The organism is Isoptericola sp. MSGPD8_1_ISO-PGPR-S23-394 (genome assembly GCF_058072785.1).
The window spans coordinates 1,055,072-1,070,636 of the sequence record NZ_CM176517.1; the positions used below are offsets into that span (position 1 = coordinate 1,055,072).

Here is a 15,565-nt window from a genome sequence, read left to right on the forward strand (position 1 = left end):
TCGCTGGACCCGCCGCTAAACTGCGCGCAGATGTCCGGCGCTCGCCGGACCTGTCGCAGAGGTGAGGTGCTCATGGTCGGCTCGACGCGCGGCGGAGGGCTGCGCCGCACGGTCCGGTCGACCGGTGGCAAGCTCATTCGTCGTCTTGGCCTGCTTCCCGGAGGCGTTCCGGATGGCCTGGGAGAAGACGGCGTCCTGCAGGGAACCACTCTGTCTGCGCGTGCCGTGGTCTTCTTCGGAGACCCGCCGGAGAGCATGTACCAGATCCGTCAGTGGTATACGGCGCTCGAAGCCCTGAACCGGCGTGTCCCGCTCGTAGTGATCACCGGAGACTCCCGGACGGCGCGCCTGCTCCGTCATGAGACGCCGCTACGCGTCGTGACGGTGGCGCAGCACGCGACGCTCGATGAGATTCTGACCGGTAGTGACGTGCGGCTTGCGCTCTATGTCAACCACAGCCCGCAGAACTTCACGATGTTGAGCTTCGGCGAGCTCGTACACGTCTCCCTACTGCACGGCGACTCGGACAAGACCGTCTCCGTCTCGAACCAGCACAAGGCCTATGACCTCGTGTTCGTCGCCGGCCAGGCCGCGGTCGACCGGTTTGCACGCAACCTGCCCTACTTTGACGCGGAGTCGCGGTGCGTGCAGGTCGGGCGGCCTCAGCTCGACCTGCTCGGACCGGACCCTGTCGCTCGGAAGCAGGCCGAGCGATCCACGATCCTCTATGCGCCGACGTGGGAGGGTGCCAATCCCTCGGTCGCTTATGGTTCGGTCGACGTCCTGGGGCCGGAACTGGCCCGCGCAGTCGTCTCGGACCGCCGGGCGCGGCTCCTGTACCGACCGCACCCACTGACCGGCGTCCGTTCCCAGGCCTATGCGGACGCTGATGCCGAGGTGCGGGAGATTGTCCGGGCAGCTGCCGAGTCCGACCCCGGTGCCGGACATGCCGCCCGCGACGGGGGTGAGCTCGCGACCACGTTCGCGGAGGCTGATGTCCTCGTCTGTGACATCTCCGCCGCTGCGACCGAGTGGTTGCCGACTCTCAGGCCCCTGATCGTCACGGACGTGGCCGCGCCGTGGGCGACGATCGCCAGCACGCCACTCCTCCGAGCGGCCCGACGTCTGCGCGTCGACGACGTCGAGGGCATCGTCGGGCTGGTGCGGTCGGAGTCCTCGGACGGTGCCGCGCGCGAAGAGCGCCGCCGGCTGGTGGAGTACTATCTCGGCGATGTGACGCCGGGTGCCTCCCTGGAAAGGTTCGTCACAGCGTGCGAGAGCGCCATCGCGCGCCATGAGGCCGAGTTGGCGCGTCTCGTCGAGGTCCGGCGCGACGACACGTCCGATCCCTTGTAGGTCGGGGCAGCGAAATCGGGCCCCGCTAGGATCCGAGGCATGTCTGCACAGGGCGGCACCAAGGCCGTGATCGCTGCACTGCTCGCGAACCTCGGCATCGCGGTGACCAAGTTCGGCGCGTGGGCGCTGACCGGTTCGTCGTCGATGCTCGCGGAGGGCGTTCACTCGCTCGCCGACTCGGGCAACCAGGGGCTGCTGCTCCTGGGCGGCCGGAAGGCCAAGCGGGCGGCGGACGAGGAGCACCCGTTCGGGTACGGGCGCGAGCGCTACGTCTACGCGTTCGTGGTCTCGATCGTCCTGTTCTCGGTCGGCGGCCTGTTCGCCCTCTACGAGGCCTTCCACAAGTGGCAGCACCCGGAGCCCATCGAGGGGCGCTGGTGGTGGGTGCCGCTCGCCGTCCTGGTCGCGGCGATCGTCATGGAGTCGTTCTCGCTGCGCACGGCCGTCCGCGAGTCGAACGCCGTGCGCGGGCGTGCCTCCTGGGTGCAGTTCGTGCGGCGGGCCAAGCAGCCTGAGCTGCCGGTGGTCCTGCTGGAGGACATCGGCGCGCTCGTCGGTCTGGTGCTCGCCCTGTTCGGGGTGAGCCTGACGCTGCTGACCGGGGATGGTCGGTGGGACGCCGCCGGGACCGCGTGCATCGGTGTCCTGCTGGTGCTCATCGCGATCGTCCTGGCGATCGAGACGAAGTCGTTGCTGCTGGGGGAGTCCGCCACGCGGGCGCACGTCGCCGCGATCCGGTCTGCTCTGGTCGGCGACGGCGTCCGGTCGGTCATCCACCTCAAGACGCTGCACCTCGGCCCGGACGAGCTGCTGGTCGCCGCCAAGATCGAGGTCGACGGCGCCTCGACCGCCGCGGACGTCGCCCGCGCGATCGACGACGCCGAGTCCCGGGTGCGCGGCGCCGTCGACATCGCCCGGGTCGTCTACCTCGAACCCGACCTGCGCCGTGCCCCGGCGGCCCCCGGGGGTACCGAGGTCACCGGGGGTACCGAGGGCGCCGAAGGCTGAGTCGCGCCGGGCAGGACCCGGCCGGCCTGCCGCGAGCCACCGAGCGGCGGGAGCGCCCCCACGGCAGACCTCTCTTGCACCTGAGAATCATTCTCCGTAGAGTTCCGTCGCGTGCCACCAGAACCGACGACCCTCTCCGCGGCGGTCGACCGCCGGGCTGCTGCGGCGGGATCCTCGCCCGGCGCCCGCCGTCGTCTGGCCCGCCGGGCGTGGTGGACCTGCGGGGCGCTGACGCTGTGTCTGGTCCTGCTCGTCGTGGTCTCCGGCGCCGTCGGATCCGTGGACGTCGATCCGACCCAGGCCGCCCAGGTCGTCATCGGGCACCTCGTCCCGGGGATGCCGTGGATGTCGGACGGTTCGCTCACGCCGTTGCAGGACCAGGCGGTCTGGCAGTTCCGGCTGCCCCGCGCTCTGCTCGCCGGGCTCGCGGGCGCCGGCCTGGCCCTGGCCGGCGCCCTCATGCAGGTCACGGTCCGCAACCCGCTGGCCGAGCCCTACATCCTGGGGGTGTCGTCCGGCGCGAGCGTGGGCGCGGTGCTCGTGATCGTCTTCGGTTCGGCAGCCCTGGGTGGTCTGTCGTTGAACCTGGCGGCCTTCGCCGGCGCGCTCGGAGCGTGCGTCTGCGTGGCCGCGCTCGCCCGCAAGGACGGGGCGCTGTCCCCGACGCGGATGATCCTCGCCGGCGTCGCCCTGGGAACCCTGTTCAGTGCGATCACCAGCTACCTGACGATCACCACCAGCGCGCAGAACGTCGTCAGCGTGCTGTTCTTCCTGCTCGGCAGCGTCTCCGCGGCCACGATGTCGAGCCTGATCGGACCGGCGCTCGCCCTGAGCGCCGCCGTCGTGGTCTCCGCACTGCTGGCGCGCTCGCTCAACGCCCTCATGACCGGCGACGAGTCCGCCGTCTCGCTCGGCGTCGACGCCACCCGCCTGCGTGGCCTGCTGCTCGTCGTGGCCTCCCTGCTCACCGGCACCGTGGTGTCCGTGGCCGGCGGGATCGGGTTCGTCGGCCTCGTCATCCCGCACATCGCCCGCATCGTGGTCGGCGCGGACCACCGGCGGATGCTGCCCGTGACCGTGCTCGGCGGGGCCGTGTTCCTCATGGGCGCCGACCTGCTCGCCCGCACCGTGGCGGTCCCCACCGAGATCCCGCTGGGCATCCTCACCGCGTTCGTCGGGGCGCCCTTCTTCCTCTGGCTGATGCGGCGCGGCGGCGCCGAACGAGCGGGGTTCGGGCGATGAGGGTCGAGCTCGACGACGTCACGGTGACCCTCGGTGGTCGCGACGTGGTGCAGCACGCGTCGCTGGTCGCCGAGCCGGGCGCGGTCGTCGGCCTCGTCGGTCCCAACGGCAGCGGCAAGTCGTCGTTGCTGCGCACGATCTATCGTGCCGTGCGGCCACGGCTCGGCACGTGCCGGATCGACGGTCGCGACGTCCAGAGCCTCCGCGGCCGGCAGGCGGCGCGGGCCGTGGCGGTCATGCTCCAGGACCCGCCCACGGACTTCGACCTCAGCGTCGAGGAGACGGTCATGCTCGGCCGCGTGCCGCACCACGCCTCCTTCGGCCGGGACACCGCCGAGGACGTGGAGGTGGTGGCGGACGCGATGCGTCGTGCCGAGATCACCGACCTGGCAGACCGCATGGTCGCGACGCTGTCCGGCGGGCAGCGACAGCGCGTGATGCTCGCCCGCGCCCTCGCCCAGCAGAGCGACGTCATGGTGCTGGACGAACCGAGCAACCACCTCGACATCAGCCACCAGCACGAGCTGCTGAGCACCGTCCGCAGCCTCGGCCGCACCGTGATCACCGCTCTGCACGACCTGAACCTCGCCACGCAGTACTGCGACCACGTCGTCGTGCTCGACGCCGGCCGAGTGGTCGCCGCCGGCCCGCCGCGGCAGGTCTTCACCCCCGAGCTGATCCGGGCGACCTTCCGCGTCGATGTCCGCGTGCTCGGCGGGCACGACCCCGTCTTCGGCTTCCACCGGCTCGAACGAGCCGCCGAACGAGTCGCCGAGCAAGCCGCCGAGCATGCCCATGAACAGGCCACCGAGCCGGCCTCCCTCGAGCTCCGCACAGAAAGCAGCATCCCCACATGAACCGCCGAACCTTCCGACACACCGCCACGATCGGCATGCTGAGCGCCGCAGCGCTGGCGACCACCGGCTGCGGGTCCTCCGTGACCACCGAGGCGGGCGCGACCGACGCCGACGCCACCACGGTCACGCTGGAGAACTGCGACCGCGAGGTCGTCGTCGAGGGCGCCCCGGAGGCCGCCGTCGGCATGCACCCCGCCCAGACGGAGCTCATGCTGCGCCTCGGCCTGGCCGACCGGCTCGCCGGACAGGCCCAGGCCGCCGCACAGGCCCTGCCGGACGACGTCGCGGCGCTCGCGACAGATGTCCCCGTCATCGGTGACGTGATGCCCCCGAGCCGCGAGGACCTCCTGGCCGTCGAGCCGGACTTCGTCTACTCGCCCACCACGTACGAGTTCACCGCCGAGCAGGGCTTCGCGAGCATCGACCAGCTCGAGCAGGCCGACGCCGCCGTCTACGTCGCCACGGGCGGGTGCGCGGAGCGCCGCATGGCCGGCGAGGTGACCGACCTGTTCGTAGACCTGGAGAACCTCGGGGAGATCTTCGGGGTCCCGGACGAGGCGGCCGAGCTGGTCGTGGAGAGCCAGGCACAGCTCGACGAGGTCGCCACGGCCATCGAGGACGTCGAGCCGCTGCGCGTCGCCCAGGTCTACGTCGAGGGCACGAACCTGCAGGCCATCGGCGCCGGCATCGAGCACGACATCCTCGCTCGGGCGGGAGCGGACAACGTCTACGGCCCTGAGGACCCGATGTTCGCCGACTTCTTCGCTGCGACCATCACCCCCGAGTCGCTGGCCGCCGAGCAGCCCGAGGCACTGGTGTTCTCCGTCTACGACGACGAGCACGAGGCGGCCACCCGCGAGTACCTGACGACGACGTTCCCCGACCTGCCGGCCGTCCGCGAGGACCGGCTCGTCGCCGTCTCCAGCGCCGACGTCTTCCCGGGAACCCTCGGCAACATCACGATCGTCCGCGACATCGCCGAACAGCTCTACCCCGACGCGTTCTGACCGGTGATCCATCGTCGTCTGCTGCAGCTCGCCGGCGCCGTCCCGGGCGCGATCCTCGCCCTGGCCGGTGTCGGCGTGCTGCTGTCCGCCCTGCACGTCGCGTTCGCGGTCACCGCCGGCTCGGTGATCGCCGCCCTCGTGCGGGACGGCCGGGACCTGGCCTCGACGGTGCCCGCCCTGGTCGCGCTGGCAGCGATCGCCGTCGTCCGGGGTGCGGTGGTCGCGGTACGAGAACCCTTGGCCACGCGCCTCGGTGCGTCGGTGCGGCTGCGGTTGCGGCGCCGGTTGCTCGCGCAGCTCGTCGCGGTACCCGCCGCGGAGCGGGACGCAGGTCAGGTGGCGACCTCGGTGATCGACGGCGTCGACGGCCTCGACGCCTACTACACCCGCTACCTGCCGCAGCTGGTCGTCGTGCTCGTGGTGCCCGCCGCCGTCGTCGTCCTGGTGGCGGACCGTTCGACGGCGGCCGGAGCCGTGCTCGCCGTCGCGACCGCGGTCGCGGTTCTCGCCCCTCGCGTCTGGGACGCGCGGCTGCTGCGCGACGGGCGCCGACGCTGGGACGTCTTCACCCGGCTCACGGCAGACTTCGTCGAGGCGCTGCAGCAGATCCCGCTGCTGCGTGCCTTCGGCGCCACGGGCCGCGTCGCGGACCGGCTGGCCACGTCTGCCGAGGGCCTGCGCCGCACGACCATGACCCAGTTGCGCGTCTCACTCGTCGAGACCGTCGTGAGCGCGCTGGCGCTGCACCTGGGCACCGCCCTGGCCGTCGTCGCCGCTCTGCACGGGGTGCTCTCCGGCGACGTGCGCGCGCCGGTCGCGGTGACCGTGCTGCTCCTGGCCCGCGAGTGCTTCCGGCCGGTGCAGGACCTCGGCACCGCGTGGCACGCGGGCTACCTCGGCCTGACCGCCGTCGACGGCCTCGACCGCCTGCTGTCGATGCGGCCGTCGGTCGCCGAGACCGGTGGGCACACCACCCCCGCCACGACCGGAGCCGTCGAGCTCGCCGACGTCACGTATCGCTACCCCGGCACCTCCACCGGGGTGCAGGACCTGAGCCTGCGCGTCGCCGCGGGCCAGACCGTGGCCGTCGTCGGCCCGTCCGGGTCCGGCAAGAGCACGCTGGCGCGACTGCTGGAACGTGAGGCGGACCCGTGCGGCGGCACCGTGCGCCTCGACGACGTGCCTCTGCCCGAGTACACCGCGGCGGCGCGCTGCCGCAGCGTCGTCGTCGTCCCGCAGGACCCCACGCTGTTCGCGTGGACCGTCGCGGAGAGCCTGCGCCTGTACCGTCCCGGGGCCACGGACGTCGAGGTCGAACGGGCCGCACGCACCGCGGACGTCCACGACGTGATCCGCTCCCTGCCCGACGGCTACGACACCGTGCTGGCCGAGGACGGCGGGCAGCTCTCCGGCGGGCAGCGGCAACGGCTGGCCCTCGCCCGGGCGCTGCTCTCCACGGCCCCGGTGCTCGTGCTGGACGAGATCACCTCGGCGCTCGACGTCGACACCGAGCGCCGGGTCATGGACGCCGTCGTGGCCGCCAGCGAGGAGCGCACCCTGATCGTCGTCGCGCACCGCGAGAGCGCCTGCACCCACGCCGACCGGTGGGTGCGTCTCCAGGACGGTCGGATCGTCGCGACCGGCGACGGCGCCCCGGCCACCGAGGTGCTGGCAGGCGCGCGATGAGGGCCGTGCTGCGGCTGCTGCCGGTGGTCACGACCCACCGCGGACGCTTCGTCGAGACGGTGCTGTGGAGCGTCGTGTCCCAGGCGGCGGTGCTCGGGCTCGCGCTCGGACTGGCGGTCGTCGTCGGGAGGGTCGTCGCGGGAGAGTCGCCCGGGCTGGCCGGACCGGCCCTCGCGCTGGGCGCTGTCGGCGTCCTCGCGTCGCTCGCGGCGTGGCGCGAGTCGTGGGTGTCGCACGACCTGGCCTACCGGCTCATCGGGGTGTTGCGGGGCCGGCTCTTCGACGCGTTGCGCCGGGCACTGCCCACCCGCACCCGGCACCGCCGCACCGGCGAGCTCGTCACCACCGCGGTCTCCGACATCGAGACGCTGGAGTGGCTCTACGCCCACACCGCCGCCCAGAGCCTCAGCGCGCTGCTCGTCCTCGCCGTGAGCACCGGGGTGTCCGTCGCGCTCGACCCGTCGCTGCTGCTCGTGTGGGTGCCGCTGCTCGTCCTCGGTGTCGCGGTACCCCTGGCCACCGCCCGGTGGGCACGACGGGACAGCGACGCGCTCGCGGCCGGTTCCGCGACCGTCCGTTCCGAGCTGCTCGACACGGTCCGTGGGCTGCGGGAGCTCACCGGGTCCGGTGCCCTCGACGCGCAGCTCGACCGCGTCGCGCAGGACACCCGGGCCCTCGCCCGGCTGCAGGTGCGCGAGTCCGCCCGGCTCGGCCTCGAGCGCGGCATCGCCGACGTCGCGCTGGCCGCCGCCGCGCTCGGCACGCTCGCGGTCGTGCTGCTCCAGCGTGACGCGATCGCCCCGGCCGACATCCCGCTCGCGGTGACGGTCGCCGTCGCCGGACTCGGGCCCGCCGCGCAGATCGCGGACCTGCTGCGCAGCGCGAGCACGCTGCGTGCGTCGGCCGAACGGATCGACGACGTGCTGGCGCTGCCGCCCGCCGTCGTCGGCCTGGCCTCCGACGCCGTGCCCGACGCCGTGTCCGACGGCGTGCCGGACGAGACGGGCCTCGTGCTGGACCGCGTCAGCTTCGCCTACGACCCGGCGCGGCCCGTGCTCGAGGGCTTCAGCCTGCACGTCCGGCCGGGGGAGGTCGTGGCGCTGGTCGGCCCGTCCGGTGCGGGCAAGACCACGGCGGCCCGGATCGCCCAGCGGCTGTGGGACCCGGACGGCGGCGCCGTGCGGGTCGACGGCGACGACGTGCGCACCCTGCCTGACGCCGAGCTGCGCGCGCGCCTCGCCGTCGTCCCCCAGTCCTCCCCGCTGCTGCGCGGCACGGTGCGCTCCAACATCGTGCTCGGCGACCCGGACATCTCGGGCGGCGCGGTGGACGCCGCCGCCCGTGCGGCCGGGCTGCTGGACCGGGCGGCCGGACTGCCCGCCGGGCTGGACACCCCGGTGGGGGAGCACGGCAGTGGGCTCTCGGGCGGGCAGCGCGCCCGGGTCGCGATCGCCCGGGCGCTCCTGCGCGACCCGCGCGTGCTCGTCCTCGACGAGCCGACGGCGTCCCTCGACCCGGACGCCGACGCCGCACTGCTGGAGCTGCTCGGCCAGGCGGAGGATCGGGCGACCCTCCTGGTCGCCCACCGCCCCGCCACGATCGCCGCCGCGGACCGTCAGGTGACCCTCGGGGAACGGTAGGGCTTCCTTGTGGCTGCCGCTGCGGATAGCATGGATGCCATGTCTGCAGCGACACGACGACGAATCCACCTCACGGAGACGGCGCGCCTGGCGGCGATCATCGACCGGAACGCCGTGGCGGGGGAACCGCGCGCGGCCACCGTGGCGCGGCTCGTCGAGAAGGCGGATCTGCTGTCTGCGCGGGACGAGGACTTCCTGGTCTTCCACCCGGACCGCCCGACGATCACCACGGACGACGTCGCCGAGCTGCTGGACGAGGACGACTCGGACGCCGTCGCGGAGACGCGGCGTGAATGATCGCGTCTGCCTGCCGGATGTCAACGTCCTGTTCGCGGCGCACGTTGCCGCGCACCAGCACCACACGACGGCCCTGAGCTGGTTGCGGGGCGTCTCGTCGTTCGCCACGTGTCCGACGACCGAACAGGGGTTGGTGCGGCTGCTGTCGAACTCTGTGGCCAACCCCGGTGCGTCCACCGCCGATGCGCTCGCCGCACTGGGTCGTGTCCGTGCGCGGCGACAGCACGAGTTCTGGCGCGACGACACGAGCCTGGCGGACCCGGTCGTCGACCTGTCGCGCATGACGGGGCACCGGCAGGTGACGGACTTTCATCTGCTGAATCTCGCGGCGGACCGCCGTGGAGTGCTCGTCACCCTCGACGCGAAGGTCGAGCGTGCGCTGACACCCTCGGACCGGCGTCACGTCCTGACGCTCGCCGGCTGACGGACCGCCTGGCCGTCGGCCCGTGGGCCTACCGCCCCGCCGCGTACCCCTGGGCCCCGCGGGAGTTCGCGGCCGCGCCGAGCATCCCGGTCGCCGGGTCGCGCGTCACCGCGGAGATCCGCCCGAGCGACCACGGCCCCGCCTCGGTCAGCACGTGCCCGCGCGCCGCGAGCCCGGCGAGCACGTCGGCCCCGAGGCGGGACTCGACCACGGCGCCGCCGGGCGTCCAGGTCCGCGGCCAGAACGAGTCGACCATCGACGTGGTGTGTAGCGTGGGGGCGTCGATCGCCTGCTGCGGGGTGTACCCGCCCACGAGCACCCGCAGCAGGAACGGCACCTGCCACTGGTCCTGCTGGTCGCCCCCCGGCGTGCCGCACGCCAGCACCGGGGCGCCGTCCCCGTCCAGCACCAGCGTGGGGGAGAGAGTGGTCCGGGGCCGTGCTCCGGGCACGAGCCGGGACGGCGACGTCTCGTCCAGCCAGGTCATCTGCAACCGCGTGCCGAGGCAGAACCCGAGCCCGGGCACCGTGGGCGAGGACTGCAGCCATCCGCCCGACGGTGTCGCGCTGATCATGTTCCCCCACCGGTCCACGACGTCGAGGTGGCAGGTGTCCCCACGCGTCGTGCCGTTCGTCTGCACGGTCGGCTCGCCCGCGCCCTGCGACGAGGCGGCGCCCGCTCCGGAGGCGCCCGACGCCGCTGCCGCCGCCGTGCGCAGCGGCGGCAGCGGGGGAGCGGCACGTCCGGGGACGACGCCGGGGCGCACCTCGTGCGAGGCGCGCTCGCCGACGAGCGCTCGTCGGTCGGCGACGTACCCCTCGGACAGCAGGTGCTCGAGCGGGACGTCGGCGTCGCCGTACCAGGTGTCCCGGTCCGCCAGCGCCAGCTTGAGCACCTCCAGGACTGTGTGCGCGCCGCGCTCGGTCGAGGGGTCGAGGCGGTCGCTGTCGGACCCGTCGAAGCCGTCGAGTATCCGCAGCGCCTGCAGCAGCACCGGGCCCTGCCCCCACGCACCCGTCTTGACCACCGTGTGCCCCCGGAAGCCCACCGTCGCCGGCGCCTCGTAGCCCGCCCGGAAGCGGGCGACGTCGTCGGCGGTCAGGACCCCGGCGTGGTCGCGGCCGTCGGCGTGCCGGTGCGGCGTGGCGACGAACGCCTCGACGGCCGGCCCGACGATCTCGCGCCAAGCCGCGCGTGCCGCGTCGACGCCCGCCTCCCGGTCGGGCGCGCCGTCGGCGGCGTCGGCGAGCCGGTCCAGGACGACGGCGTGGTCCGGGTTGGTGACGATCTCCCCGGCCCGGGGGACACGGCCGTCCGGCAGCCAGCGGGCGGCGGACGTCGGCCAGTGCTGGGAGAACAGTCCCGCGACCCGTTCGATCGTGGTGACGACGGCGCCCAGGACGGGGTGCCCGTCGCGGGCGTAGCCGACGGCGTAGGCCAGCACCTCGCGCAGCGGCCAGGTGCCGTGGTCGCGCAGCAGCAGGAGCCAGGCGTCGACGGCGCCCGGCACGGCGGCAGCCAGCGCTCCTGAGCCGGGCACGAGGTCGAGCCCCTCGGTGTCGCGGTAGTGCGCGACCGTGGCGCCCGCTGGTGCGGGCCCCTGGCCCGCCAGGACCTTCGTGGCGCCGTCGGAGGTGGCGAGGACGCCCGTCATGTCGCCCCCGGGGCCGTTGAGGTGCGGTTCGACGACGTGGAGCACGAACGCGGCCGCCGTGGCGGCGTCGAACGCGTTGCCGCCGCGCTCCAGCACGGACTGGGCGGTCGCCGTGGCGAGCCAGTGCGTGGTGGCGGCCATGCCGAAGGTGCCCTGCAGGTCCGGGCGCGTGCGGTGCGGGTCGGGCGGCGTGAAGCTCATGCCGGCACCGCCCGTCCGCGGGCGTGGCCGAGCACGGTGACCGCCAGGGTGAGCGCCGCGGCGAGGGCCACGCCCCAGGCGACGTGCACCTGGAGCAGCAGGGCGCCCGCGCACGCCCCCGCGCCGATCAGCGCGATCGCCGCGACCCGCCGCCGCACGAGCAGGCCGTGGCCGCCCACCAGGCGCGAGTCCATCGCCAGCCCCGTGATCGCGCTCGTCACCACGACGGTGGTGATCTCCTTGACGGCGAGGTGCCGGGCCGTCGCCGCCTGCAGACCCATGGCCCCGGCCAGCGAACCCGTCACCGCGAGCTGCACGCCGTAGGGCATCGCGCCGTCGAACACCGCCAGCGTCACCGCGATCGCCACCAGCATCGCGCCGACGGAGCCGAAGAGCGCCGTCGTCCGGCCGGTCCAGCCCACGTCCTCCGAGCGGACCACCAGGCCGCCGAGCGCGGCCCCGGCCAGGAACGTCGCGAAGGCCAGCAGCGGCCCGACGACGGGCAGGTCGTCCGCCCCGGCGAGCGCCATGCCCAGGATGACCACGTTGCCGGTCATGTTCCCGGTGAAGACCCGGTCGAGGCCGAGGTAGCCGACGGCGTCGGCGATCCCCGTCGAGAAGGTCAGGGCCAGCATGAGGCCGAGGTGAAGACGGTCGCGAGGCACGTCGGCCACTCTAGAGCGTGGCGGCGGCGTGAGGATCTTCACCGGGACATCTGCACGCCAAGTGCAGGTCGAACAGGCACCTTTGGTCACATCGTGATAAAGATCATCGCCGAATTGCCCGGGATGGACGGGAGCCGTGCAGAGCGTGACATACGCTCGTGCAAAGAACGTGAATGCCGACTCATGGCCCGCAGGCCGTCGAGTGCGGGTCGAGGACCCGCTCGGGCACGTCCACGGGCGGTTCGACGGCACGCCAATGTCCCCGACCCGGGAGAACTGTGCCAGCCATCGAGGCAAACGGCCTGACAAAGATCTTCGGACGCCGGCCACAACGCGGCGTCAAGATGCTCAAAGAAGGCGCGGACCGCGCCCAGCTCCGACGAGAAGGCCTGACACCCGCCGTCATCGACGCGACCTTCGAGGTCGCCCCCGGCGAGATCTTCGTGGTCATGGGCCTGTCCGGCTCCGGCAAGTCGACGCTCATCCGCATGGTGAACGGGCTGCTCGAGCCGACCGACGGCGTCATGCGCATCGACGGCCAGGACGTCACGCACCTGTCCGCCACGGCCCTGCGCGAGGTACGCCGCACCAAGGTCTCCATGGTGTTCCAGCACTTCGCCCTGCTGCCGCACCGCACCGTCGGTGAGAACGCCGCCTACCCGCTCAAGCTGCGCGGGGTGAACAAGGCCGAGCGCGAGGCCAAGGCCGAGGAGGCCCTCGCAATGGTCGGGCTCAAGGGCTGGGGCGGCTCGTTGCCGTCAGAGCTCTCGGGCGGCATGCGCCAGCGCGTCGGCCTCGCCCGCGCGCTCGCCGCCGGCACCGACATCATGCTGATGGACGAGGCGTTCAGCGCCCTCGACCCGCTCATCCGCAAGGAGATGCAGGACCAGCTCCTCGAGCTCCAGGCGGAGCTCGGCAAGACGATCCTGTTCATCACCCACGACCTCAACGAGGCCATGCGCCTCGGCGACCGCATCGCGATGATGCGCGACGGGCGGGTGGTGCAGGTCGGCACGTCGGAGCAGATCCTCAACGAGCCCGCCAACGACTACGTCGCCCAGTTCGTCGCGGACGTGGACCGCTCGCGCGTCCTGTCCGCCGCCGACGTGATGGAACGACCCGTCGCCGTGGTCGGCCCGGAGTCGGGTCCGAAGGCCGCGCACAAGCTGATGCGCGAGCACCAGGTCTCCTCCCTGCTCGTCACGGCCCGCGACCGCAAGGTCGTCGGCATCGTGTGGGAGAAGGACGTCGCCGACGCCGTGCGGCAGGGCACGGACACGCTCCCGGTGAGCAGCGACCCGGTCGCGCAGGTCTCCCCGGACACGGCGCTGGCCGACCTGTTCCACGACGCGGCGACCAGCCAGGCGCCCCTGGCCGTGGTCGGGGCGGACGGTCGCCTGCAGGGCGTCATCCCGCGGGTGACGCTGCTCAGCGCCCTCGCCGTACCGGGCGCCGACAGCGCGCTCAGCCCGGCCGCGCCGGGCGACGGCCCCGCCGACGGTGAGTCCGTCCTCGACACCGCAGGAGCAAAGTGATGGCACCGATGTCAACTTCTGACGGCACCACCATCCCGAAGGTGCCGATCGGTGAGGCCGTCGACAGCGGCATCGACTGGATCAACGACAACCTCGAGTGGCTGCTGGACGGCATCACCGCGGTGATGTCCTTCCTCATCGACGGCATCACCGAGCTGCTGCTGCTCCCCGCGCCGCTGATCATGGTCGCGGTGTTCACCCTGCTCGCGCTGCTCGTGCGGTCCTGGGGGCTGGCGGTCTTCACGCTGGTGGGCATGCTGCTCATCATCAGCATGGAGATGTGGGAACCGGCGATGGAGACGCTCAGCCTCGTGCTGGTCGCGACCGTCATCGCGGTCGTCATCGCCGTCCCGGTGGGGATCCTCGCCGCGCGCAACGACACGGTGAGCGCCTTCGTCCGGCCGGTGCTGGACTTCATGCAGACCATGCCGGCCTTCGTCTACCTGGTCCCCGTCGTCGTCTTCTTCGGGATCGGCGTCGTCCCCGGCGTGTGCGCGACCATCGTCTTCGCGCTGCCGCCCGGGGTCCGGCTCACCGAGCTGGGCATCCGTCAGGTCGACTCCGAGACGGTCGAGGCCGGGGAGGCGTTCGGCGGCACCCCGCGGCAGATCCTGGGCGGCATCCAGCTCCCGCTGGGCCTGCCCACCATCATGGCCGGCGTCAACCAGGTCATCATGCTGGCCCTGTCGATGGCCGTCGTGGCCGGCATCGTCGGTGCCGGCGGCCTCGGCGGCAGGGTCGTCTCCTCCATCTCCACGCTCGACGTCCCGCTCGGGGTCGAGGGCGGCCTGTCCGTCGTGATCCTCGCGATCTTCCTCGACCGGCTCACCGGCGCGATCGGCCAGCCCACCGGCCGCTCGCTGGTCGCCATCCTCAGCAGCCGGAAGGGCGACGGCGCTCGAGCCGCCACCGCCGGCGCGGCCTGAACTGCCGCAGCACACCGACCCGCCGAACGGGAACCGACCCGTCCGGAACCCCACGTCCCGGGACCGGCCCCGACCGGGGCCACCGTTCCTCGACACGAAAGGAACTCATCACATGAGCACCCATCGCAAGCATCTGCGTCGCCGCCAGGGCGTCGCCCTCGTCTCCGCCGCCGCCCTCGGGCTGACCCTGACCGCGTGCGGCTCGGACGACGCCGGCTCCGACGGCGCCACCGACGAGACGGCCGCCGAGGACATGACCATCGACCTGGGCTACATCCCGTCGTGGACCGACGGGCTGAGCACCGCCTACCTGCTGGACCACGTGCTCACGGAGGCGGGTTACACGGTCGAGCACCAGGAGATCCAGGAGGCGGGCCTGCTGTACACCGCGCTCGCCGAGGGTGACGTCGACATGTACCCGTCGGCCTGGCCCGACGTGACCCATGCCCAGTACATGGAGGAGTACGGCGACTCCATCGAGGACATCGGCACCTATTACGACAACGCCAAGCTGACCATGGCGGTGCCGGAGTACACCGACATCGACTCGATCGACGAGCTCGCCGACAACGCCGACCTGTTCGACGGCACCATCACCGGCATCGAGCCGGGTGCCGGCCTGACGGCGGCCGTGCAGGACAACGTCATCCCGACCTACGGTCTGGACGAGGCCGGCTACGAGCTGCAGACCTCCTCCACGACGGCCATGCTCACCGAGCTGGAGCAGGCCACGGAGAACGAGGAGGACATCCTCGTCACGCTGTGGCAGCCGTTCTGGGCGAACGCGTCCTACCCCGTCAAGACGCTCGAGGACCCGGAGGGTGCGCTCGGTGAGGCCGAGGGCCTGCACTTCCTCGGCACCGACGGCTTCGCGGAGGAGCACCCCGAGGTCGCTGACTGGATCGCCCAGATCAAGCTGGACGACAACCAGTACGGCGCTCTCGAGGACTCCGTCGTCAACGAGAACCCGGACGACCCGGCCGCGGGCGTCGAGGCGTGGCTCGAGGCGAACCCCGACGTGATCCCTGCGTTCGAGGGCTGAGCCTGACGGCTCGACTGCCTTCACA

General features: G+C 72.7%; 14 protein-coding genes. 12 read left to right on the plus strand and 2 right to left on the minus strand.

Annotation, left to right across the window (positions count from 1 at the left end; genetic code table 11):
• Positions 1-72 precede the first annotated feature (72 nt).
• The 9 genes from AC3RJ8_RS04665 (at position 73) to AC3RJ8_RS04705 (ending at position 9,517) form a co-directional block, all read left to right on the plus strand.
• Entirely contained in the window at positions 73-1,356 is a 1,284-nt protein-coding gene (locus AC3RJ8_RS04665) for a CDP-glycerol glycerophosphotransferase family protein (RefSeq protein WP_489714773.1), read from the plus strand.
• A 39-nt stretch (positions 1,357-1,395) separates the two neighbouring features.
• Positions 1,396-2,364, plus strand: a complete 969-nt coding sequence (locus AC3RJ8_RS04670) for a cation diffusion facilitator family transporter (RefSeq protein ID WP_489714774.1) — start codon at positions 1,396-1,398, stop codon at positions 2,362-2,364.
• Between the two features lie 111 nt (positions 2,365-2,475).
• Positions 2,476-3,606, plus strand: coding sequence for a FecCD family ABC transporter permease (locus AC3RJ8_RS04675; protein ID WP_489714775.1), 1,131 nt, complete (start codon positions 2,476-2,478; stop codon positions 3,604-3,606).
• Positions 3,603-4,463, plus strand: a complete 861-nt coding sequence (locus AC3RJ8_RS04680; protein WP_489714776.1) for an ABC transporter ATP-binding protein — start codon at positions 3,603-3,605, stop codon at positions 4,461-4,463. Before AC3RJ8_RS04675 ends, AC3RJ8_RS04680 begins: the two co-directional genes overlap by 4 nt.
• The gene (locus tag AC3RJ8_RS04685; protein WP_489714777.1) at positions 4,460-5,470 is read left to right on the plus strand and encodes an ABC transporter substrate-binding protein; all 1,011 of its coding nucleotides are present in this window, start codon (positions 4,460-4,462) and stop codon (positions 5,468-5,470) included. The genes AC3RJ8_RS04680 and AC3RJ8_RS04685 overlap by 4 nt, the downstream gene beginning before the upstream one ends.
• Before the next feature lie 3 nt (positions 5,471-5,473).
• Positions 5,474-7,156, plus strand: a complete 1,683-nt coding sequence (locus AC3RJ8_RS04690) for an ABC transporter ATP-binding protein/permease (protein ID WP_489714778.1) — start codon at positions 5,474-5,476, stop codon at positions 7,154-7,156.
• Positions 7,153-8,796, plus strand: coding sequence for an ABC transporter ATP-binding protein (locus AC3RJ8_RS04695; protein WP_489714779.1), 1,644 nt, complete (start codon positions 7,153-7,155; stop codon positions 8,794-8,796). Before AC3RJ8_RS04690 ends, AC3RJ8_RS04695 begins: the two co-directional genes overlap by 4 nt.
• Before the next feature lie 39 nt (positions 8,797-8,835).
• Positions 8,836-9,093: a hypothetical protein gene (locus AC3RJ8_RS04700; protein ID WP_489714780.1), complete on the plus strand. Its 258-nt coding sequence runs from the start codon at positions 8,836-8,838 to the stop codon at positions 9,091-9,093.
• Positions 9,086-9,517 (plus strand): TA system VapC family ribonuclease toxin, encoded by a 432-nt coding sequence (locus AC3RJ8_RS04705; protein WP_489714781.1) that lies wholly within the window; start codon positions 9,086-9,088, stop codon positions 9,515-9,517. Before AC3RJ8_RS04700 ends, AC3RJ8_RS04705 begins: the two co-directional genes overlap by 8 nt.
• Before the next feature lie 28 nt (positions 9,518-9,545).
• Here the strand turns inward: AC3RJ8_RS04705 and AC3RJ8_RS04710 are convergent, their stop codons facing one another.
• Together AC3RJ8_RS04710 and AC3RJ8_RS04715 are read right to left on the minus strand one after the other, a co-directional pair.
• Positions 9,546-11,372: a gamma-glutamyltransferase family protein gene (locus AC3RJ8_RS04710; protein ID WP_489714782.1), complete on the minus strand. Its 1,827-nt coding sequence runs from the start codon at positions 11,370-11,372 to the stop codon at positions 9,546-9,548.
• Positions 11,369-12,037 (minus strand): YoaK family protein, encoded by a 669-nt coding sequence (locus AC3RJ8_RS04715; protein WP_489714783.1) that lies wholly within the window; start codon positions 12,035-12,037, stop codon positions 11,369-11,371. Before AC3RJ8_RS04715 ends, AC3RJ8_RS04710 begins: the two co-directional genes overlap by 4 nt.
• A 344-nt stretch (positions 12,038-12,381) precedes the next feature.
• Here AC3RJ8_RS04715 and AC3RJ8_RS04720 point away from each other — a divergent pair, with 344 nt between their 5' ends.
• The 3 genes from AC3RJ8_RS04720 to AC3RJ8_RS04730 all read left to right on the plus strand — a co-directional run bounded on the left by AC3RJ8_RS04720 (position 12,382) and on the right by AC3RJ8_RS04730 (position 15,540).
• Positions 12,382-13,572 (plus strand): quaternary amine ABC transporter ATP-binding protein, encoded by a 1,191-nt coding sequence (locus tag AC3RJ8_RS04720; RefSeq protein ID WP_489714784.1) that lies wholly within the window; start codon positions 12,382-12,384, stop codon positions 13,570-13,572.
• An 8-nt stretch (positions 13,573-13,580) separates the two neighbouring features.
• A complete protein-coding gene (locus AC3RJ8_RS04725; protein WP_489714785.1) occupies positions 13,581-14,498 on the plus strand; it encodes an ABC transporter permease in 918 nt (305 codons plus the stop codon).
• Positions 14,499-14,610: 112 nt separating this feature from the next.
• A complete protein-coding gene (locus AC3RJ8_RS04730) occupies positions 14,611-15,540 on the plus strand; it encodes a glycine betaine ABC transporter substrate-binding protein (protein WP_489714786.1) in 930 nt (309 codons plus the stop codon).
• The last annotated feature ends 25 nt before the right edge of the window (positions 15,541-15,565 follow it).